Origin of the sequence: Ferrovibrio sp. (genome assembly GCF_046297595.1) — a bacterium.
In the GTDB taxonomy this organism is placed as follows: domain Bacteria; phylum Pseudomonadota; class Alphaproteobacteria; order Ferrovibrionales; family Ferrovibrionaceae; genus Ferrovibrio.
The window spans coordinates 458,182-475,633 of the sequence record NZ_JBKBHT010000002.1 but is presented as its reverse complement, the minus strand read 5'-3'; the positions used below and the strand labels follow the sequence as shown (position 1 = coordinate 475,633).

General features: G+C 66.7%; 15 protein-coding genes and 1 pseudogene. All 16 read right to left on the bottom strand.

All coding sequences use genetic code 11. The features are described 5' to 3' along the window. Positions 1-72: 72 nt before the first annotated feature. On the bottom strand, positions 73-2,223 hold the full coding sequence (gene pnp, locus ACK4FJ_RS08110; RefSeq protein WP_409765345.1) for a polyribonucleotide nucleotidyltransferase: 2,151 nt from the start codon (positions 2,221-2,223) through the stop codon (positions 73-75). A gap of 266 nt (positions 2,224-2,489) precedes the next feature. Next, complete coding sequence (gene rpsO, locus ACK4FJ_RS08105; protein WP_409765344.1) at positions 2,490-2,759, bottom strand: 30S ribosomal protein S15; 270 nt, start codon at positions 2,757-2,759, stop codon at positions 2,490-2,492. Between the two features lie 18 nt (positions 2,760-2,777). After that, the gene (gene truB / locus ACK4FJ_RS08100) at positions 2,778-3,683 is read right to left on the bottom strand and encodes a tRNA pseudouridine(55) synthase TruB (protein WP_409765343.1); all 906 of its coding nucleotides are present in this window, start codon (positions 3,681-3,683) and stop codon (positions 2,778-2,780) included. Next, complete coding sequence (gene rbfA / locus ACK4FJ_RS08095) at positions 3,680-4,159, bottom strand: 30S ribosome-binding factor RbfA (RefSeq protein ID WP_409765342.1); 480 nt, start codon at positions 4,157-4,159, stop codon at positions 3,680-3,682. Before rbfA ends, truB begins: the two co-directional genes overlap by 4 nt. A gap of 32 nt (positions 4,160-4,191) precedes the next feature. Beyond that, positions 4,192-7,047 (bottom strand): translation initiation factor IF-2, encoded by a 2,856-nt coding sequence (gene infB / locus ACK4FJ_RS08090; protein WP_409765341.1) that lies wholly within the window; start codon positions 7,045-7,047, stop codon positions 4,192-4,194. Positions 7,048-7,175: 128 nt separating this feature from the next. Continuing rightward, positions 7,176-7,646 (bottom strand): DUF448 domain-containing protein, encoded by a 471-nt coding sequence (locus ACK4FJ_RS08085; RefSeq protein ID WP_409765340.1) that lies wholly within the window; start codon positions 7,644-7,646, stop codon positions 7,176-7,178. Then, on the bottom strand, positions 7,639-9,171 hold the full coding sequence (gene nusA, locus ACK4FJ_RS08080; protein ID WP_409765339.1) for a transcription termination factor NusA: 1,533 nt from the start codon (positions 9,169-9,171) through the stop codon (positions 7,639-7,641). The genes ACK4FJ_RS08085 and nusA overlap by 8 nt, the downstream gene beginning before the upstream one ends. 47 nt (positions 9,172-9,218) lie before the next feature. Further along, the gene (gene rimP, locus ACK4FJ_RS08075) at positions 9,219-9,755 is read right to left on the bottom strand and encodes a ribosome maturation factor RimP (RefSeq protein WP_409765530.1); all 537 of its coding nucleotides are present in this window, start codon (positions 9,753-9,755) and stop codon (positions 9,219-9,221) included. A gap of 228 nt (positions 9,756-9,983) precedes the next feature. Further along, positions 9,984-10,637 carry a CbtA family protein gene (locus ACK4FJ_RS08070; RefSeq protein ID WP_409765338.1) on the bottom strand — a complete coding sequence of 218 codons (654 nt, stop codon included), beginning with the start codon at positions 10,635-10,637 and terminating at the stop codon, positions 9,984-9,986. Between the two features lie 27 nt (positions 10,638-10,664). Further along, a complete protein-coding gene (gene trmB, locus ACK4FJ_RS08065) occupies positions 10,665-11,384 on the bottom strand; it encodes a tRNA (guanosine(46)-N7)-methyltransferase TrmB (protein ID WP_409765337.1) in 720 nt (239 codons plus the stop codon). A 2-nt stretch (positions 11,385-11,386) separates the two neighbouring features. Continuing rightward, the gene (gene metK / locus ACK4FJ_RS08060) at positions 11,387-12,601 is read right to left on the bottom strand and encodes a methionine adenosyltransferase (protein WP_409765336.1); all 1,215 of its coding nucleotides are present in this window, start codon (positions 12,599-12,601) and stop codon (positions 11,387-11,389) included. A 145-nt stretch (positions 12,602-12,746) separates the two neighbouring features. Beyond that, a complete protein-coding gene (locus ACK4FJ_RS08055) occupies positions 12,747-13,193 on the bottom strand; it encodes a helix-turn-helix domain-containing protein (protein WP_409765335.1) in 447 nt (148 codons plus the stop codon). 97 nt (positions 13,194-13,290) lie between these two features. After that, positions 13,291-14,856 (bottom strand): apolipoprotein N-acyltransferase, encoded by a 1,566-nt coding sequence (gene lnt / locus ACK4FJ_RS08050; protein WP_409765334.1) that lies wholly within the window; start codon positions 14,854-14,856, stop codon positions 13,291-13,293. Position 14,857: 1 nt separating this feature from the next. After that, positions 14,858-15,736, bottom strand: a complete 879-nt coding sequence (locus ACK4FJ_RS08045) for a hemolysin family protein (RefSeq protein WP_409765333.1) — start codon at positions 15,734-15,736, stop codon at positions 14,858-14,860. Between the two features lie 146 nt (positions 15,737-15,882). Beyond that, a pseudogene (gene ybeY, locus ACK4FJ_RS08040) lies at positions 15,883-16,362 on the bottom strand (rRNA maturation RNase YbeY); the annotation flags it as partial. Positions 16,363-16,371: 9 nt separating this feature from the next. Then, positions 16,372-17,439 (bottom strand): PhoH family protein, encoded by a 1,068-nt coding sequence (locus tag ACK4FJ_RS08035; RefSeq protein WP_409765332.1) that lies wholly within the window; start codon positions 17,437-17,439, stop codon positions 16,372-16,374. Positions 17,440-17,452: the final 13 nt, after the last annotated feature.

Genomic DNA, 17,452 nt, shown 5'->3' with positions numbered 1-17,452 from the left:
ATAATCCGCTGAACGTGAAAAGGGCCGGGATCGCTCCCGGCCCTTCGCATCGCTCCGGCTGGAAGAGTCGGATTACTCGGCCTGGGCAGCCTCGCCCTCGTCGGCCTTCGGCTTGTTCGACAGGTCCTCGCCGGTGGCCTGGTCGACCACCTTCATCGAGAGGCGCACCTTGCCGCGCTCGTCGATGCCCAGCACCTTGACGCGCACTTCCTGGCCTTCCGACACCACATCGCTCGGCTTGTTGACGCGCTTGGACGCCATTTCCGAGACATGGACGAGACCATCGCGGCTGCCGAAGAAGTTCACGAAGGCGCCGAAATCGACGATCTTCACGACCTTGCCCTTGTAGATCATGCCGACCTCGGGTTCCGAGACGATCGACTTGATCCACTGCACGGCGGTATCGGCGGCGGCTGGATCGCTGGAGGCGATCTTGATCGTGCCATCGTCCTCGATGTCGATCTTGGTGCCGGTCTTCTCGACGATCTCGCGGATCACCTTGCCGCCCGAACCGATCACTTCGCGGATCTTGTCCTTCGGCACGCTCATGGTGGTGATGCGCGGCGCGTTTTCCTTCACGCCCGAGCGGTTCTGCGAGATCGCCTTGGCCATTTCGCCCAGGATGTGGATGCGGCCATGCTTGGCCTGATCCAGCGCGACACGCATGATCTCCTCGGTGATGCCGGCGATCTTGATGTCCATCTGCAGCGAGGTGACGCCCTGCTCGGTGCCGGCCACCTTGAAATCCATGTCGCCGAGATGATCCTCGTCGCCGAGGATATCCGACAGCACGGCATAGCGCTCACCCTCGAGGATGAGGCCCATGGCGATACCGGCCACCGGCGCCTTCATCGGCACGCCGGCATCCATCAGCGCCAGCGAGCTGCCGCAGACGGTGGCCATCGATGAGGAACCGTTCGACTCGGTGATCTCCGACACGACGCGGATCGTGTAGGGGAACTCTTCCTTGCTGGGCAGCAGCGGGCGCACGGCGCGCCAGGCCAGCTTGCCGTGACCGATTTCGCGGCGACCCGGCGAACCCATACGGCCGGCTTCGCCGACCGAGTAGGGCGGGAAGTTGTAGTGCAGCATGAACGACTCGCGGTATTCGCCGTCCAGCGCGTCGATGATCTGCTCATCCGTGCCGGTACCCAGCGTGGTGACCACCAGCGCCTGGGTCTCACCGCGAGTGAACAAAGCCGCGCCGTGGGCACGCGGCAGTACGCCGACTTCCGATACGATCGGGCGCACGGTCTTGGTGTCGCGGCCATCGATGCGCAGGCCGGTATCCAGGATGTTGAAGCGCACGACCTTGGCTTCCAAGTCCTTGAAGGCATCGGAAACGTCGACCGGATTGGCCTCGCCCTCGGCGAACAGCGCCTTGGCCTTGGCCTTCACTTCGCCGACCTTGGCGTAGCGGGCCTGCTTGACCTTCTCCTGATAGGCGACGCGCAGCTCGGCCTCGATGCCGGACTGCTCCAGCTTCTTCAGCGCGGCCTCGTAACCGGTACGCTCGCTGAGCGGCATGGCGTCCTTGGCGGCACGCTCGGCCAGGCCGATGATGGCTTCGATCACGGGCTGGAAGCCCTTGTGGCCATGCATCACGGCGCCGAGCATGACGTCTTCCGGCAGCTGCTGGGCTTCGGATTCCACCATCAGCACGGCATCGGCGGTGCCGGCGACGACCAGATCCAGCTTGTTGTTCGGATCGCTCATCTGCGACTTGGTCGGGTTCAGCACGTATTCGCCGTTGATGTAGGCGACACGGGCGGCACCGATCGGGCCCATGAAGGGGATGCCCGAGATGGTGAGCGCGGCCGAGGCGCCGACCATGGCGACGACATCGGGGTCGTTCTCCATGTCATGCGACAGCACGGTGGCGACCACCTGGGTCTCGTTGCGGAAACCTTCGGCAAACAGCGGACGGATCGGGCGGTCGATCAGGCGGGAGACCAGGGTCTCCTTCTCGCTCGGACGGCCCTCGCGCTTGAAGAAGCCGCCGGGGATCTTGCCCGCAGCGAAGGTCTTCTCCTGGTAATTCACGGTGAGCGGGAAAAAGTCCACGCCCGGTTTCGGCGATTTCGCGGCCACCGCGGTGCACAGCACGATGGTGTCGCCATAGGTCACCATCACGGCGCCATCGGCCTGACGGGCAACCTTGCCGGTTTCGATCACGAGCTTGCGCCCGCCCCACATCAATTCGGTTTTGTGGATATTGAACATATTGACCTTCTTCCTTCTGAAGCGCCGCAGTCCCTGACTGGCGGCGCCCGGCGGAACGGCGCCCATCGCCTTCCGCCCGGCCGATGCGGCTGATCTTCAGCCGGCCTCGGCAAACCGGCATTGCGGGCCCATCCCGAATGCCGGCCTGTCCGGACTACCGATGAAACACCAACGCCCGCCCGCGGCTGAACTGCCGCTGGCGGGCGTGGCATGTCGTGTCCGGAATACGGCCGCTTGCGGTCTGTATCGCGCCAGCGGCCATATCGTTACTTGCGCAGACCCAGGCGCTGGATCAGCGCATCGTAACGCGCCGGATCGGTGCGCTTCAGATAGTCGAGCAGGCTGCGGCGCTTGCTGACCATCATCAGCAGGCCACGACGCGAATGCACGTCTTTCTTGTGGGTCTTGAAGTGTTCGGTGAGGTTGTTGATCCGCTCGGTGAGCAGAGCCACCTGGATGTCCGGCGAACCGGTGTCGCCCTTCTTGGTGGCGAATTCGGAAACCAGCGCGGTTTTGCGCTCGGCAGTGATGGTCATGTGACTAACTCCGCGACATCATAGGTTGAACAAACGCAGCGGCCTGACCTCGTCAGAGAGACGCTCGGCTATCCCAACGGCCTTGCCGTCGGCTGTCACCAGCAATTCTCCTTCCGGCGGAAGTCCGGGAGCCGCAAGCGCGATCCGGATCGACTGGCCGTGCCTGAGGCGGTCGGCCTGGGGGCCGGTCACAACCAGAGCCGGGATGTCGTCCAGCGCGGTTTCAACCGGCAGCAGATACGCGTGCGCGGCGTCCTTTTGGCACAGTTCCTCCAGCGAATCCAGCGAAAAAGCCCGGTCCTCGCCATAGCGGCCAACCCGGGTGCGCCGCAGGGCCACCACATGGCCGAAACAGCCCAGAGCCTGGCCGAAATCCCGGGCTAGGGCCCGTACATAGGCCCCCTTGCCGCAATCCACCTCGAATACGGCATGATCCGGGTCCGGAACATCGGCCAGCCGCAGGGCGTCGATCCGGATCGGCCGGGAGGCCAGATCCGGGGCCTGCCCGGCCCGGGCCAGGTCATAGGCCCGCTCGCCGGCCACCTTCAGGGCCGAATAGACCGGCGGCCGCTGCATGATCTCGCCCACGAAGCCGGGCAGCATAGCCTCGATGGCGGCCCGGTCCGGCCGCTCGTCCGAGCGCGCGATCACCGGTCCTTCGGCGTCGTCGGTGCTGGTGGCCTCGCCCCAGCGCACGGTGAAACGGTAGGTTTTGCCCGAACCCATGACATAGGCGACTGTCTTGGTCGCTTCGCCGAGCGCGATGGGGAGGATGCCAGTGGCCAGAGGATCGAGGGTACCGCCATGGCCGGCCTTGGCCGCCTGGGTCAGGCGGCGCACCTTCGCCAGGCACTGGGTCGAGGTCAGCCCAAGCGGCTTGTCGACGATCACCCAGCCATGGACCGGGCGGCCCTTCCGCTTCATTCCTCGGTCTCGTCGTCGGCCGGCTTCTTCAGGTCGGCCTGCACGGCGGGATGCTGCAGCACGCGCTCGACACGCGCGGCTTCGTCGAAGCTTTCATCCAGCTTGAAGGAAAAGCTGGGCGCCAGCCGCAGGTTGATGCGGTGCGCCGCTTCGGTGCGGATATAGGCCTGGGCACGATTCAGCGCGGCGATGGTCTTGGTCGCATCCTCGCCACCCAGCGGCATGACGAAGGCCGTGGCATTGCGCAGGTCGGGACTGACCCGCACCTCTGTGACGGTGACGGAAACGCCGTCGATCAGGTCGGGATCGCGGAAATGGCCGCGCAGCAGGATATCGCTCAGGATATGGCGCAATTCCTCGCCGACCCTGAGCTGCCGCTGGCTGCGGCCGCCGGGCAGATCGGCCTGGGAAGAACGACTACCCTGGGAACGACCGCCGCGCGCGCCGCTATGGGCGCTTTTACCGCGCTGTGCCATGACCTGTCACTCCGCCGAACTGTGGCGCGCGCTTAAAGCTCGCGCGCCACGCTCTCGAGTTCGAAACACTCGATCATGTCGCCCTGCTTGATGTCGTCGTAATTCTCGAACGACATGCCGCAATCCATGCCCTGCTTGACCTCGCGGACATCGTCCTTGAAGCGCTTGAGGGTCGAAAGCGCGCCTTCGTGGATCACCACGTTGTCGCGCAGCAGGCGCACCTTGGCGCCGCGCTTGACCAGGCCCTCGGTGACCATGCAGCCCGCGACCTTGCCGACCTTGGTGATGTTGAACACCTCGCGGATCTCGGCATAGCCGAGGAAACGCTCGCGGATCGACGGCGCCAGCATACCCGACAGCAGGGCCTTCAGGTCATCCAGCACGTTGTAGATGATCGAGTAGTAGCGAATGTCGACGCCGTCGCGCTCGGCCATTTCGCGCGCCTGCTTGGAGGCGCGCACGTTGAAGCCGATGATGGCGCCCTTCGAGGCCGCCGCCAGGGCGATGTCGGATTCGCTGATCGCGCCGACCGCGCCATGCAGGATGCGGACGCTGACTTCCTCGGTGGCCAGTTTCTGCGCCGCGCCGATGATCGCTTCCAGCGAACCCTGCACGTCGGTCTTGACCACGATCGGCAGCTCCTTCTGCTCGCCGGCCTTGATCTTGGAGAACATCTGCTCCAGCGTGCCGCGCGCCGAGACGGCGCTCTTGGCCTCGCGCTGCTTGCGCTCGCGGAACTCGGCCACCTCGCGGGCACGTGCTTCGTTGTCGACGACGACGAACTCGTCGCCGGCTTCCGGCGTACCCTGGAGGCCGAGCACCTCGACCGGCACGGCCGGGCCGGCCGACACGGCGTTCTTGCCGTGATCGTCGATCAGGGCGCGCACGCGGCCCCAGGACGAACCCGCCACGAAGACATCGCCGACATGCAGTGTGCCGCGCTGGACCAGGACGGTGGCGACCGAACCGCGGCCGCGCTCCAGCTTGGCTTCCACCACCACGCCTTCGGCGCGACGGTCGGGATTGGCCTTGAGATCGAGGATTTCCGCCTGCAGCAGGATAGCTTCTTCCAGGGTATCGAGGCCCTTCCTGGTCTTGGCCGAAACCTCGATCGACTGCACGTCGCCGCCCATCTGCTCGACCACGATCTCGTGGTTCAGCAGCTCCTGCCGCACCTTCTGCGGATTGGCCTGCGGCTTGTCGCATTTATTGATTGCCACGACGATCGGCACGCCGGCCGCCTTGGCATGATGGATCGCTTCCACCGTCTGCGGCATCACGCTGTCGTCGGCGGCAACCACCAGAACGACAATGTCGGTGACCTTGGCGCCGCGGGCGCGCATCTGCGTGAAAGCCTCGTGGCCCGGCGTGTCGAGGAAGGTGATCGCCTTGCCCGACTTCAGATGCACCTGGTAGGCACCGATATGCTGGGTGATGCCGCCGGCCTCGCCGCTGACCACATCGGTCTGGCGCAGGGCATCAAGCAGCGAGGTCTTACCGTGGTCGACGTGACCCATGACGGTGACAACCGGCGGACGCGGCAGCAGCGCGCCCTCTTCGTCCTTCTCGCCGCCCAGGCCCAGCTCGACGTCGGATTCCGCCACGCGCTGCACGCGATGGCCGAATTCGCTCACCACCAGCTCGGCAGTATCGGCATCGATGGTCTGGTTGATGGTGGCCATCACGCCCATCTTCATCAGGGCCTTGATGACGTCGACACCGCGCTCGGCCATACGGTTGGCCAGTTCCTGCACGGTGATGGTCTCGGGGATCACCACATCGCGCAGAATCTTCTGCTGCTCGGCGGTGCCCTGATGCATGGCGCGCTTTTCACGCTCGATGCGGCGGCGGAAGGATGCCACCGAGCGGACACGCTCGTTGTCGTCCAGCGCCTTGGTCACGCTGAGCTTGCCGGCGCGGCGTTCGGCGCCATCGCGACCGCGGCTGGGCGCGGCCTTGGCCGGCGCGGCCTTGGCGCCGGCGCCACGGCGCTTGCCGCCCGCCTCGTCCTCGTCATCCACCACGGCCCGGCCGGGAACCGCAGCGACACCCGGTGCGGCTTCGGTACCAGTGGTTTCCGGCGCGTTCAGGCGGCGGGCTGCCTCGGCCTCGGCCTTCTTGCGCGCATCGTCTTCGGCTTTCTTGCGGGCATCCTCGTCGGCCTGGCGGCGCAGGGCCGCCTCGCGTTCGGCGTGGACGCGGGAAAGCTCTTCCTGACGGCGGCGCATGTCCTCTTCGGCCACGCGGCGCATCTCGGCATATTTGCGGCGCTCGTCTTCATTGACGCGGCCGCGCGCCTGGCGTTCCTCATCCGACATGGGCTTGAGCACCATGCCGGTCGGACGCTGCGGACGCTGGGCAGTACCGCGCTCGCGTTCACGCTCCCGCCCAGGGCGCACATCGCCGGTCGGCTGCGCGGTCATGCGCGGGCCGCTGCGCGGCGCCGCCGACGGGGCGGTCTTGCTTTCGGGTTCCGCAGCCGGCGCCGGCTCGGCCGGTCGCGCGGGGGCCGCCTTCGCAGCCTCGGCAGCACGGACGGCGGCCTCTTCGGCCGCCTTCGCGGCCTTGGCCGCATCATGCTCGGCGAATTTCTCGGTCAGGGACGGCACATGCACGCTGGGCGCGGCCGTCTTCGGCGCAGCAGCCTTCGGCGCGGCAGCAGGAGCGGCCGGCGCCGTCGGGGCGGCCGGCGGCGCGGCGTCGGCTTTGGCGGCAGCGGCACCCGGCGGCACGATGGTGCGCTTCTTGCGCACCTCCACCGTCACCGCCTTGGTCCTGCCATGGCTGAAGCTCTGGCGTACCTGGCCGGTCTCGACGGTTTTCTTCAGCTCCAGCCGCTTGGGCCGTGCCGCCGCCTTGTCCTTGTCCTGCTCGTTCACGTCGCTCATACAGTCCGCTTCCGCCTACCGCTCAAAACTCTTCCGCATCGGTCCGATGCACCAAACTCATGTCCCGCGCCACGCCGATCCAAGGCGTGCCCCGGGTGATGGCACCCTCCACCCGGCCCGTCAACCGCCTAAATTCCGGCGCCGACCAGCCTGGCGAGCAATGCCAGATCGGCCGCCAGGCGGCCGGTGAACGGCGTGCGCTTCAGCGCCAGCCGTCCGAAGCCGAGCGGGCCCGCATCGGCAAGCAGCGCCTCGCTACCTGCCCCGGCGGCCCCATCGGCCAGCACCAGCCCGGCACGCCGGGCTTTTTCGACCTGCCCGGCGACATGCGCCGTCCAGGCCTTCACGCTGCGGGCCGCCAGATCATCCGGCACCTGCAGCCTGCGTTTCGCGCCGCGGGCAAACACGCCCTTGGCCATGGCCGCCGCCACCGCATCGGGCGCCGGCGCCAGCCAGAGGCCGCGACCGGGAAACCGATGCGCCGGGTCCGGCACTACCGCGCCCGCCGCATCGACGGCGAACCGCAGCAACCGGTCCGGCGTGGTCCGCACACCGCTGAGAAGACAGCGGCGCCGCCGACCCGACTGGCCGTCAGGCATCCGCCTGGCCGGCACCTTCCTCCTCGCCCTCGAACCAGTGCTGACGCGCCGCCATGATGATGGCGTTCGCATCCTCGTTCGACAGGCCCTCGCCGACGATTTCCTGCAATTCGTCGCCGGCCAGATCGCCCAGATCGTCCAGCGTCTTGACGCCCTTCTCGCCGAGCGCGACCAGCATCGCGGGCGTCAGCCCCTCGATTCCGGCCACCTCGTCGCTGACGCCCAGCGCCCTGCGCTTTTCCTCGAATTCGGAATTGCGCTTCTCGATGAATTCCAGCGCCCGCTCGTGCAGCTCGTTGGCGATATCGCCGTCGAAGCCCTCGATCTCGGCCAGTTCCTCGACCGGCAGATAGGCGAGTTCCTCGACCTTGGTGAAGCCTTCGGTGACCAGCAGCTGGGCCAGCGTCTCATCGACATCCAGCGAGTCGATGAAGAGCTGGCTGCGCTCGCGGAATTCCTTCTGGCGGCGCTCGCTCTCTTCTTCCTCGGTCAGGATGTCGATGTCGTAGCCGGTGAGCTGCGAGGCCAGTCGCACATTCTGGCCGCGGCGGCCGATGGCCAGCGACAGCTGGTCGGTCGGCACCACGACTTCCACGGCATTGGCCTCTTCGTCCAGCACCACCTTGGCCACTTCGGCCGGGGCCAGCGCGTTGACGATGAAGGTTGCCGGATCGGGCGACCACTTGATGATGTCGATCTTCTCGCCCTGCAACTCGTTCACCACGGCCTGCACGCGGCTGCCGCGCATGCCGACGCAGGCGCCGACCGGATCGATCGAGTTGTCGTTGGACAGCACGGCGATCTTGGCGCGGCTGCCCGGATCGCGCGCCACGGCGCGGATCTCGATGATACCGTCATAGACTTCCGGCACTTCCTGGGCAAACAGCTTGGCCATGAACTGCGGATGCGAGCGCGACAGGAAAATCTGCGGCCCGCGCGGCTCGCGGCGCACGTCGTAGATATAGGCACGCGCGCGGTCGCCCTGGCGGAAGGTCTCGCGCGGCAGCAGCTCGTCGCGACGCAGGATCGCTTCGGCGCGGCCCAGATCGATGGTGACGTTACCGTATTCCACGCGCTTGACCAGACCGTTCACGATCTCGCCGATGCGGTCCTTGTATTCGTTGTACTGCCGCTCACGCTCGGCCTCGCGCACCTTCTGCACGATCACCTGCTTGGCGGTCTGCGCGGCGATGCGGCCGAAATCGATCGGCGGCAGCGGCTCGGCAATCACGTCGCCCACCTGGGCGTCGGGGTTACGGCGCTGCGCCTCGATCACGCCGATCTCGACGGCGTCGTTCTCGATCTTGTCGACCACCTGCAGATGCCGCTCCAGGCGGATCTCGCCGGTCTTGCGGTCGATCTCGGCATGGATGTCGTTCTCCAGGCCATAACGCGAGCGAGCGGCCTTCTGGATCGCGTCTTCCATCGCCATCAGGACGACGTCGCGCTCGATGGCCTTCTCGCGGGCCACGGCGTCGGCCACCTGAAGCAGCTCGAGCCGGTTGAAACTGGTCACCGTTTCCATTGTTCCTGTTCCTCGGACCTTACCCGTACAAATCCCTGTCTGAACTCTTACTCAGCTGCGCCCTGCTGCGCGGCGTCCTGCCGCCCCGCCAGCGCGGCGGCAATCAGGTCGTCGGTGACGACCAGCTTGGCATTGGCGATCTCGGCCACCGGCAGCGGCGTCTCCGCGCCCGACTCCTCGTCGGCCAGCAGCACGGCATCGCCGCGCAGGCCTTTGAGCCGCCCACGGAAACGCTTGCGGCCGTCCAGCGGCCGGGCCAGCTCGATCTTGGCCTCGAAGCTCTTGAAGCGTTCGAAATCGGCCAGCCTTGTCAGCGGACGATCCAGGCCCGGCGAAGAAACCTCCAGCCGGTAGGCGCCGCTGATCGGATCCTCCACGTCCAGCAGCGCGCTGACCGCGCGGCTGACCTCGGCGCAATCTTCCACCGTGATGCCGCCGTCATGCGGGGCGCCGCCGGTGTCGCGCTCGAACATGATCTGCAGCACCGGGCGCTGGGCGCCAAGCAGCTTGACGCGCACCAGCTGGAAGCCCATGGCCTCCAGGGTGGGCGCGATCATGTCCGCAATCCGGGTCGCCGCATCCATGCGTGCGCTGTCGTCCTTCAATCCGAGGGTCTGGAACCTGCCGGCCCCGTTCTGCCGGTGGACCGCTAAGTCCCTGCGGCACAAACAAAAAATGGGCCGGCCGGCCCATATCCAATTTCCCGATCCGACCATGGACCAGGCCAGCAATGTCGGAGGCTGTTATAGCGGCAAATTCCGCCAATGCAAGGCCTTTTCAGGCCGCGGCGACCCCTCCGGCCCAGTGTAGGCTCAGCCCTGGCGCAGGACCACCCGCCGGGTCGCCAGGACCGAAAAAGCCCCCAGCAGCAGCCAGAACAGCAGGTCGAGCGCCAGGCCGAGTTCCACCCCCAGCGCCCCGTCGGTGGCGCCGGGTTCGAAACTCAGCCCGGGATTCAGGCCGGCCAGGGGATCGGCGGCGTCGGTCGGCAGGGCCGTCCATTCCGGCAGGGTTGAAACCACCAGCAGCGGCAGCACCAGCAGCCCGGCCCCCAGCAGCAGGGCCGAGCGGCCCGACATCTGCAAAGAACGGCCCGACCAGAGCAGGAACAGGCCGGCGGCCGTGCAGATCACGGTGAACAGCCAGATCAGCAGGCCGACGGCATCGCGTGGCCAGGCCCCGGGCAGTTCGAGCGGCAGGATCATCCAGGGCATCAGCACCACGGCCAGATAGCCGCCCAGCCCCCAGGCCAGCCCGCCGGGATAGCCGGGCACGCCCAGGCGGCGGAACACCATCTGCAGGGCCAGGCCGGCGACCAGTCCGGTCACCGCGTGCTGCAGCAGAAAGGCTTCGCGGCCGGCAATATCGGGGGTATCCGGCGGCGCCACCACCGCCTTCACAACCATCAGGACCAGTGTGGCGAGGATGCTTGCCATCGTCGCCGCAGCACCCAGCCGGAACGGCATCCGCCCTCCCCCGCAAGGATCGACCGGTCAGAGCCGGCGCAATCGATAGTAGTGCGGAGTCCGCCCGGCGGCGATGGCTTTCTGCTCGTATTTGCTGGCCGGCCAGTCATCGGGCCGTTGCAGCCAGTCGGCGCTGCCCTCGGCCAGCCATTCGAACCGCGGCTCGGCCAGGATATGGCGCAGCATCCAGCGCTGGTAATCCGGCACGTCGGTGGCGACGCGCAACTCGCCGCCCGCAGGGATCAGCCGCGCCCATTCGGCCAGCGTGTCGGCATTCACGATGCGGCGCCACTGGTGCCGCTTCTTCGGCCAGGGATCGGGAAACAGCGTGAAGCCGCGCTGCACCGCCTTGTCGGGCAGCGCCTTGAGCAGCAGCCGGGCATCGTCGGTGAGGATGCGGATGTTATCCCTATGATCGCCGCGCTCATGGCGTTCGGCGATGCGCATCACCAGCTTGGCGACGCCATGTTCGTAAGGCTCGATGCCGATGAAGCCGATCTCGGGATGGCGTTCGGAGAGGTCGAACATATGCCCGCCATCGCCGAAGCCGACCTCGACCCAGTAGGCCTGCTTCGGACTGGCGAACAACGTGGCCGGATCGAGCGTTACGCCCGGCGCGGGCAGGGTGAAGGACACACGCGGCAGCCATTCGCCGAAGCGGCCTTCGCGGGTGGGAGAAAGTTTGCGGCCGCGCCGACGCCCGTAGATCAGGCGTCGCGGCGCGGCCGCGGACTCGTCTTCAGACACGTTTAGCGGACGTTGAAGGCCGACTTCAGGTCCTTGACCAGATCCGTCTTCTCCCACGAGAAGCCGCCGTCCTTTTCCGGCTTGCGGCCGAAATGGCCGTAGGCGGCGGTGCGGGCGTAGATCGGGCGGTTGAGCTTGAGATGCTCGCGGATGCCGCGCGGGCTGAGGCTCATCAGTTCCTGCAGCACCTTGGCGATCTTGTTCTCGTCCGCCTTGCCGGTGCCGAAGGTGTCGACATAAACCGACAGCGGATGCGCCACGCCGATGGCATAGGACAGCTGGATCAGGCAGCGGCCGGCCAGACCGGCGGCCACCACGTTCTTGGCCAGGTAGCGCGCGGCATAGGCGGCCGAGCGATCAACCTTGGTCGGATCCTTGCCCGAGAAGGCGCCGCCGCCATGGGGGGCCGCGCCGCCGTAGGTGTCGACGATGATCTTGCGGCCGGTCAGGCCGGCATCGCCGTCCGGGCCGCCGATGACGAAACGGCCGGTAGGGTTGACGTAGAAATGCTCGTCATCGCACATCCAGCCCTTCGGCAGGGCCTTCAGCACATAGGGGCGCACGATGCGCTTGATATCGCCGGACTCGAGCTGGCGGCCCTTCTTGTCCTTGGCGGCATGCTGGGTGGAAACGACGACGGCGGTGGCGCCGGTCGGCTTGCCGTTCTTGTAGAGCAGCGTGACCTGGCTCTTGGCATCCGGGCCCAGCAGCGGCTCCTTGCCGCTGTGGCGCGCATCGGCCAGCAGCTTGAGGATGTTATGCGACAGCTGGATCGGGGCCGGCATCAGCTCCGGCGTCTCGTCGCAGGCGTAGCCGAACATGATGCCCTGGTCGCCGGCGCCCTCGTCCTTGTTGCCGGCGGCATCGACGCCCACGGCGATGTCGGCCGACTGGCCGTGCAGCAGCACGTCAACCTTGGCGGTCTTCCAGTGGAAGCCCTTCTGCTCGTAGCCGATATCCTTCACGGCGGCGCGGGCGACTTCCTCGATCTTCTTCTTGTTCACCGCGCCGGACTTCGACACCAGGCTTTTCGGGCCGCGGACTTCGCCGGCCAGCACGATGCGGTTGGTGGTGGTCAGCGTCTCGCAGGCCACGCGGGCATAAGGATCTTCCTTCAGGAAGAGGTCGAGAACCGAGTCAGAAATCCGGTCGCAGACCTTGTCGGGATGGCCCTCGGAAACCGATTCGCTGGTGAACAGGTAAGAAGAACGCGCCACGGTGTTGTCTCCTCAAACGACCGCGCCAATCGGCCCAGGCTGCTCCGCCCCGCACCGGCGCTTGGCGTACGCCGGGATTGGGAAAAGTGCGAAAGTCCGGTTATTTCGCAGACGCTGGCCCGGGGGTCAAGCGTAATGGCCGAAATCAGGCGGAATGGAGGGCCCTTAGTGGGGCAGGATCGACATCTTCTGCCAATTCCTGGCCGCTCATGGCGCGCACCAGGTCGATGATCCGGCGTCGCAGGCTCGGCTGGCGCAGCAGATGGAAGGCCCGCAGCAATTCAACATCCTCGCGGGTGAAAGACGGCAATTGTCCTTCCGGCGTCACCACCGGTTCGAGCAGGCGGCCATTGCGCGCTTCGACCGGCTGGCCCTCCAGGCCCTCGAAGAAATAGGCCGGCGGCACGTCCAGGATCGTAGCGAACTGGAACAGCCGGCTGGCGCCGATGCGGTTGGCGCCCTTTTCGTATTTCTGGATCTGCTGGAAGGTCAGGCCGACGAGCTGGCCGAGCCGGTCCTGGCTCATGCCGATCATCGCGCGACGCAATTTCAGGCGGTTTCCGACATGCACATCAACCGAATTCTTCGGCACTGGACTGTCCTTTACGCTTCTACCCGGCCGGAGCGGCCGTCGATGGGGTGCCGCTTCTGCGGCTGCCCGGTGAATAAAGCGGCCCATGCCGGCCCGGTCAATGATTAATCAGCCTACGGTTAACCACGCCCGCGAAAAGAATCAGCAAGCCGGCAAAGACCAGGGCCGGCCAATCGCCCAGCCGCGCATAGAGTGTGGCCTGCTCCAGCGGCGCCGGCAGCGCGCCATCGACCACGCCCACCGCATCCAGCCCGAGGCTGGCGATGATGCGGCCATAGGGATCGACGATGGCGCTAATGCCATTGTTGGCGGCGCGCACCAGCGGCAGGCCCTGTTCAATGGCTCGAAAACGCGCAGCAGCCAGATGCTGATAGGGGCCGGATGAACGGCCGAACCAGGCATCATTGGTGAGATTCAGCAGCCAGCGGGCGGGCGGGCCGGACGCGGCGATCTCGGCCGGGAAGATGGCTTCATAGCAGACCAGCGCGCGGGCCGGCGGCAGGCCGGGAATGGCCATCGACGACGCGCCGGCGCCGGGCGAAAAATCGATGCTGCCGACGGCCAGGGCATCGAGGCCGAGCGGTCGCAGCAGATTGCGGAACGGCAGGTATTCGCCGAACGGCACCAGATGGATCTTGTCGTATTGCGACGCCAGCGCGCCATCGGGGCCGAGCGCGAAGATGCTGTTGTAGAGCACCAGGCTGCGGTTCTGGTCGAAGCTTCTTCTGGGCGCGCCGGTGATCAGCGCGCCGCCGCTGGGCGCCAGACGCGACAGCGCATCGCGCAGGGCGGTTTCCTCATCCAGCAGATAGGGGATCGCCGTCTCCGGCCAGACGATATGCGTGGGCGGCACGGCGGACGGCTGCAGGCTGAGCGCGATATGTGCCTGCAGGTGTTTCTGCCGCAGATCGTCGCGCCATTTCAGGGTCTGCGCCACGCTGGGCTGCACCAGGCGCAGTTGGATGCCCGGCATCGATTCGAACGGCGCTTGCCAGACCCGCAGGGCGCCGGCACCGAGCAGCACTGCAAAACCGAAGGGCAGCGCCAGCGCGGCAAGGCGCAGCCGGCGCGACACCTGCGGCGCGATGGTCAGCGCCAGTCCGCCGCAGGCCAGCATGGTGGCAAGGCCCAGGCCATGGGCACCGATCCAGGCCGCCGTCTGCATCGTGGCCGGCCAGCCCGCCCAGACATAGCCGACCAGATTCCAGGGGAAGCCGGTCAGCACAAAAGAGCGCAGCCATTCGCCGATCAGCCAGCCGCAGGGCAGCAGCAGATAACGCCATGCCATGCTGCGACCACCGGCCAGACGCCCGAGCCACGCGCCGCCGGCCGGAAACAGCGCCAGCAGCAAAGGCAGGCCCAGCACGGGCAGCGGCAGCAGGATGGCGAAGCGTTCGGCATCGACGAAGAAGGCGATGCCGATCCAGTACAGCCCGGCGACGAAATAACCGTAGGCGAAGGCATAGAGCGTGAAGAAAACCTGCCGGCCATGACTGCCTTCGCTCAGCAGGAAAATGGCCACCAGCGCCAGCAGGCCAAGCGGCCACAGATAAAGCGGCGCCTGTGCGCCGGCAAGCAGCACGCCAAGCAGCAGCGCGGCGCCATAACGGCGCCAGCCGCCCAGGCCCTGCCAGCGGGCGATCAGCACGCTCAGGCGATTCATGTCAGGCGGCGTCGGCGTTGGATTGCTGCGGCAGCGGGCGGATACGCACGCGTTTCACGCGGCGTGGATCGGCGTCGAGCACGTCGATGGCAAGGCCGGCCGGGTGTTCGATCCGCTCGCCGCGCAGGGGCACGCGGCCCAGATGCGACACGATCAGGCCGCCCACGGTATCGACATCCTCGTCCTTGTCCGGGTCGAGCAGCTGGCGTCCGAGCTTGTGTTCCAGATCCTCGATGGGGCAGCGGCCATGAGCCTCCAGCACGCCATCGGGACGCTGGATCAGCAGGCCGCCCGCCGCCTCGTCATGCTCGTCGTCGATCTCGCCGACGATCTGCTCGACCAGGTCCTCAATGGTGACCAGACCGTCCACACCGCCATATTCATCAACGATGATGGCCATGTGGATGCGGGTGTCGCGCATCTCGCGCAGCAGCTGCAGCACCGATTTCGACGGCGGCACAACCAGCAGCTTGCGCACCACCTTTTCCAGCTCAAAGCCGCTGCGGCCGGCCAGATAGGGCAGCACGTCCTTCACATGGACCATGCCGATCACGTCATCCAGCGTCTCGCGATAGACCGGCAGGCGGGAATGCTCGGCATCGACCAGCATCTTCACCAGCTTCTCGAAATCGATATCGGCCGGTACGGCGATGATGTCGGTGCGCGGCACGCGGATTTCGCCCACCCGCATCTCGCCCACTTCCAGCACGTTGCGCAGCAGGGCGCGCTCGGCGGTTTCTTCCGGCGTGGTCGTGTCGTCGGCGTGCTCCTCCAGCAATTCCTCGATGCTGTCGCGCAGACTTTCCTCGCCGCGCCCGCGCAGGAGCGCCAGCAGACGCTGCCACAGGGTATTGCCGCCGTTTTCGCGGGACTCGCTCATGCTGCCTTCTTCTTCCGTGCCTTGGGCTTCCCGGCCCGAACCGGCGCGGCCTTCTTCTTTTTCACGGTCGTCTTCGCTGCGGCCTTTTTCCTTGCCGCTTTTGGTTTCGCTGCCTTTGATTTCACTGGCGCCTTGCGCGCCGGCTGATAGGGATCGGCGATCTTCAGCCCGGCGAGGATTTCCACCTCGCGCGGTTCCATCGCCGCCGCCTCTTCATCATCCATATGATCGTAGCCAAGCAGATGCAGCACGCCATGCACGGTCAGATGTGCGACATGGTCGGCCAGCGTTTTGCCCTGTTCCCTCGCCTCGCGCCGGCAGGTGGCCAGGCCCAGGGCGATATCACCCAGATAGGCCGGCGGCCTGGCCGGATTGATCGCCGCATCGGCGGGAAACGACAGCACGTTGGTTGGCTTGTCCTTGGCGCGCCAGCCGGCATTCAGCTTGCGCATTTCGGCATCGTCGGTCAGCAGGATGCTCAGGCCGGTGGCCGCCTTCACCGGCAGTTCGGCCTTCAGGGCGGCGCGCACGGCACGCCGCACCAATGCGGCGGGGCCGGGCAGGGCCGTGCGCCAGCCGGCGGCGGCAACGCGGATATCGATGTCGATACTGGAACCGTCGGGCATGGCTCGGGCTCAGCGACGCGGCCGGCCGGCGGCATCCGGCCGGGCCAGGTCCAGTTCCCGCTCGTGCTGGGAATAGGCGCGCACGATCTTGGTGACCAGCGGATGGCGCACCACATCGGCCTCGCCGAAGCGCACGAAGGAAATGCCCTCGACGCCCTCGAGGATGTCGAGTGCATGACGCAGGCCCGAGGGCACGCCGATGGGCAGGTCGATCTGCGACAGGTCGCCGGTGACGGCCAGGCGCGAATTCTCGCCCAGGCGGGTGAGCAGCATCTTCATCTGCACCGGCGAGGTATTCTGCGCCTCGTCGAGGATGACATAGGCGTTGGAGAGCGTGCGACCGCGCATGAAGGCGAGCGGCGCCACTTCGATCTCGCCGCTTTCCAGGCCCTTGGCGACACGCTCGGCCGGCAGCATGTCGTAAAGCGCGTCGTAAAGCGGACGCAGATAGGGATCGATCTTTTCGCGCATGTCGCCGGGCAGAAAGCCGAGCCGCTCGCCGGCTTCCACCGCGGGCCGCGAGAGGATGATGCGGTCGACGCGGCCTTCCAGTAGCATGGAGACAGCCATGGCGACGGCGAGGTAGGTCTTGCCGGTGCCGGCGGGGCCGAGACCGAAGACCAGTTCATGCTTCTGCAGAGCATCGAAATAGGTCTTCTGCGTCACCGAGCGCGGCAGGATGATGCGCTTCTTGGTGCGCACCGAGCCATCGGGCAGCTTCTCGCCTTCGCGCGGCATGTCACCCGCCTTGTCCCGCAATCTTGCCGTCACCGGTGCGTTCATCTGACCTCCCTGGATCATGCGGATGGCGCCATCGACATCGCCCATCTCGATCATCCGGCCGTCTTCCAGACGGCCGTAAAGCTCGTTCAGCACCTGGCTGGCCTGCGCCTGGCCCTCGGTCGGCCCGCTGATCATCAGCCGGTTGCCGCGCGGCGTCACCGCCACGCCCAAGCGCTCCTCGATACGCGCCAGATGGCGGTCATGTTCGCCGAACAGCAGCGCCAGCAGGCGGTTGTCGGCAAAATCGAGGATGGTCGGTTGACCGGATGCTTCCGGACCGCGCGGATCACTCACAGGCTTGAGCCTT

Excerpts from the sequence above, each read along its gene's own strand:
- pnp (WP_409765345.1), bottom strand. The coding sequence starts at position 2,223 with ATGTTCAATATCCACAAAACCGAATTGATGTGGGGCGGGCGCAAGCTC.
- rpsO (WP_409765344.1), bottom strand. The coding sequence starts at position 2,759 with ATGACCATCACTGCCGAGCGCAAAACCGCGCTGGTTTCCGAATTCGCC.
- truB (WP_409765343.1), bottom strand. The coding sequence starts at position 3,683 with ATGAAGCGGAAGGGCCGCCCGGTCCATGGCTGGGTGATCGTCGACAAG.
- rbfA (WP_409765342.1), bottom strand. The coding sequence starts at position 4,159 with ATGGCACAGCGCGGTAAAAGCGCCCATAGCGGCGCGCGCGGCGGTCGT.
- infB (WP_409765341.1), bottom strand. The coding sequence starts at position 7,047 with ATGAGCGACGTGAACGAGCAGGACAAGGACAAGGCGGCGGCACGGCCC.
- ACK4FJ_RS08085 (WP_409765340.1), bottom strand. The coding sequence starts at position 7,646 with ATGCCTGACGGCCAGTCGGGTCGGCGGCGCCGCTGTCTTCTCAGCGGT.
- nusA (WP_409765339.1), bottom strand. The coding sequence starts at position 9,171 with ATGGAAACGGTGACCAGTTTCAACCGGCTCGAGCTGCTTCAGGTGGCC.
- rimP (WP_409765530.1), bottom strand. The coding sequence starts at position 9,755 with ATGGATGCGGCGACCCGGATTGCGGACATGATCGCGCCCACCCTGGAG.
- ACK4FJ_RS08070 (WP_409765338.1), bottom strand. The coding sequence starts at position 10,637 with ATGCCGTTCCGGCTGGGTGCTGCGGCGACGATGGCAAGCATCCTCGCC.
- lnt (WP_409765334.1), bottom strand. The coding sequence starts at position 14,856 with ATGAATCGCCTGAGCGTGCTGATCGCCCGCTGGCAGGGCCTGGGCGGC.
- ACK4FJ_RS08045 (WP_409765333.1), bottom strand. The coding sequence starts at position 15,736 with ATGAGCGAGTCCCGCGAAAACGGCGGCAATACCCTGTGGCAGCGTCTG.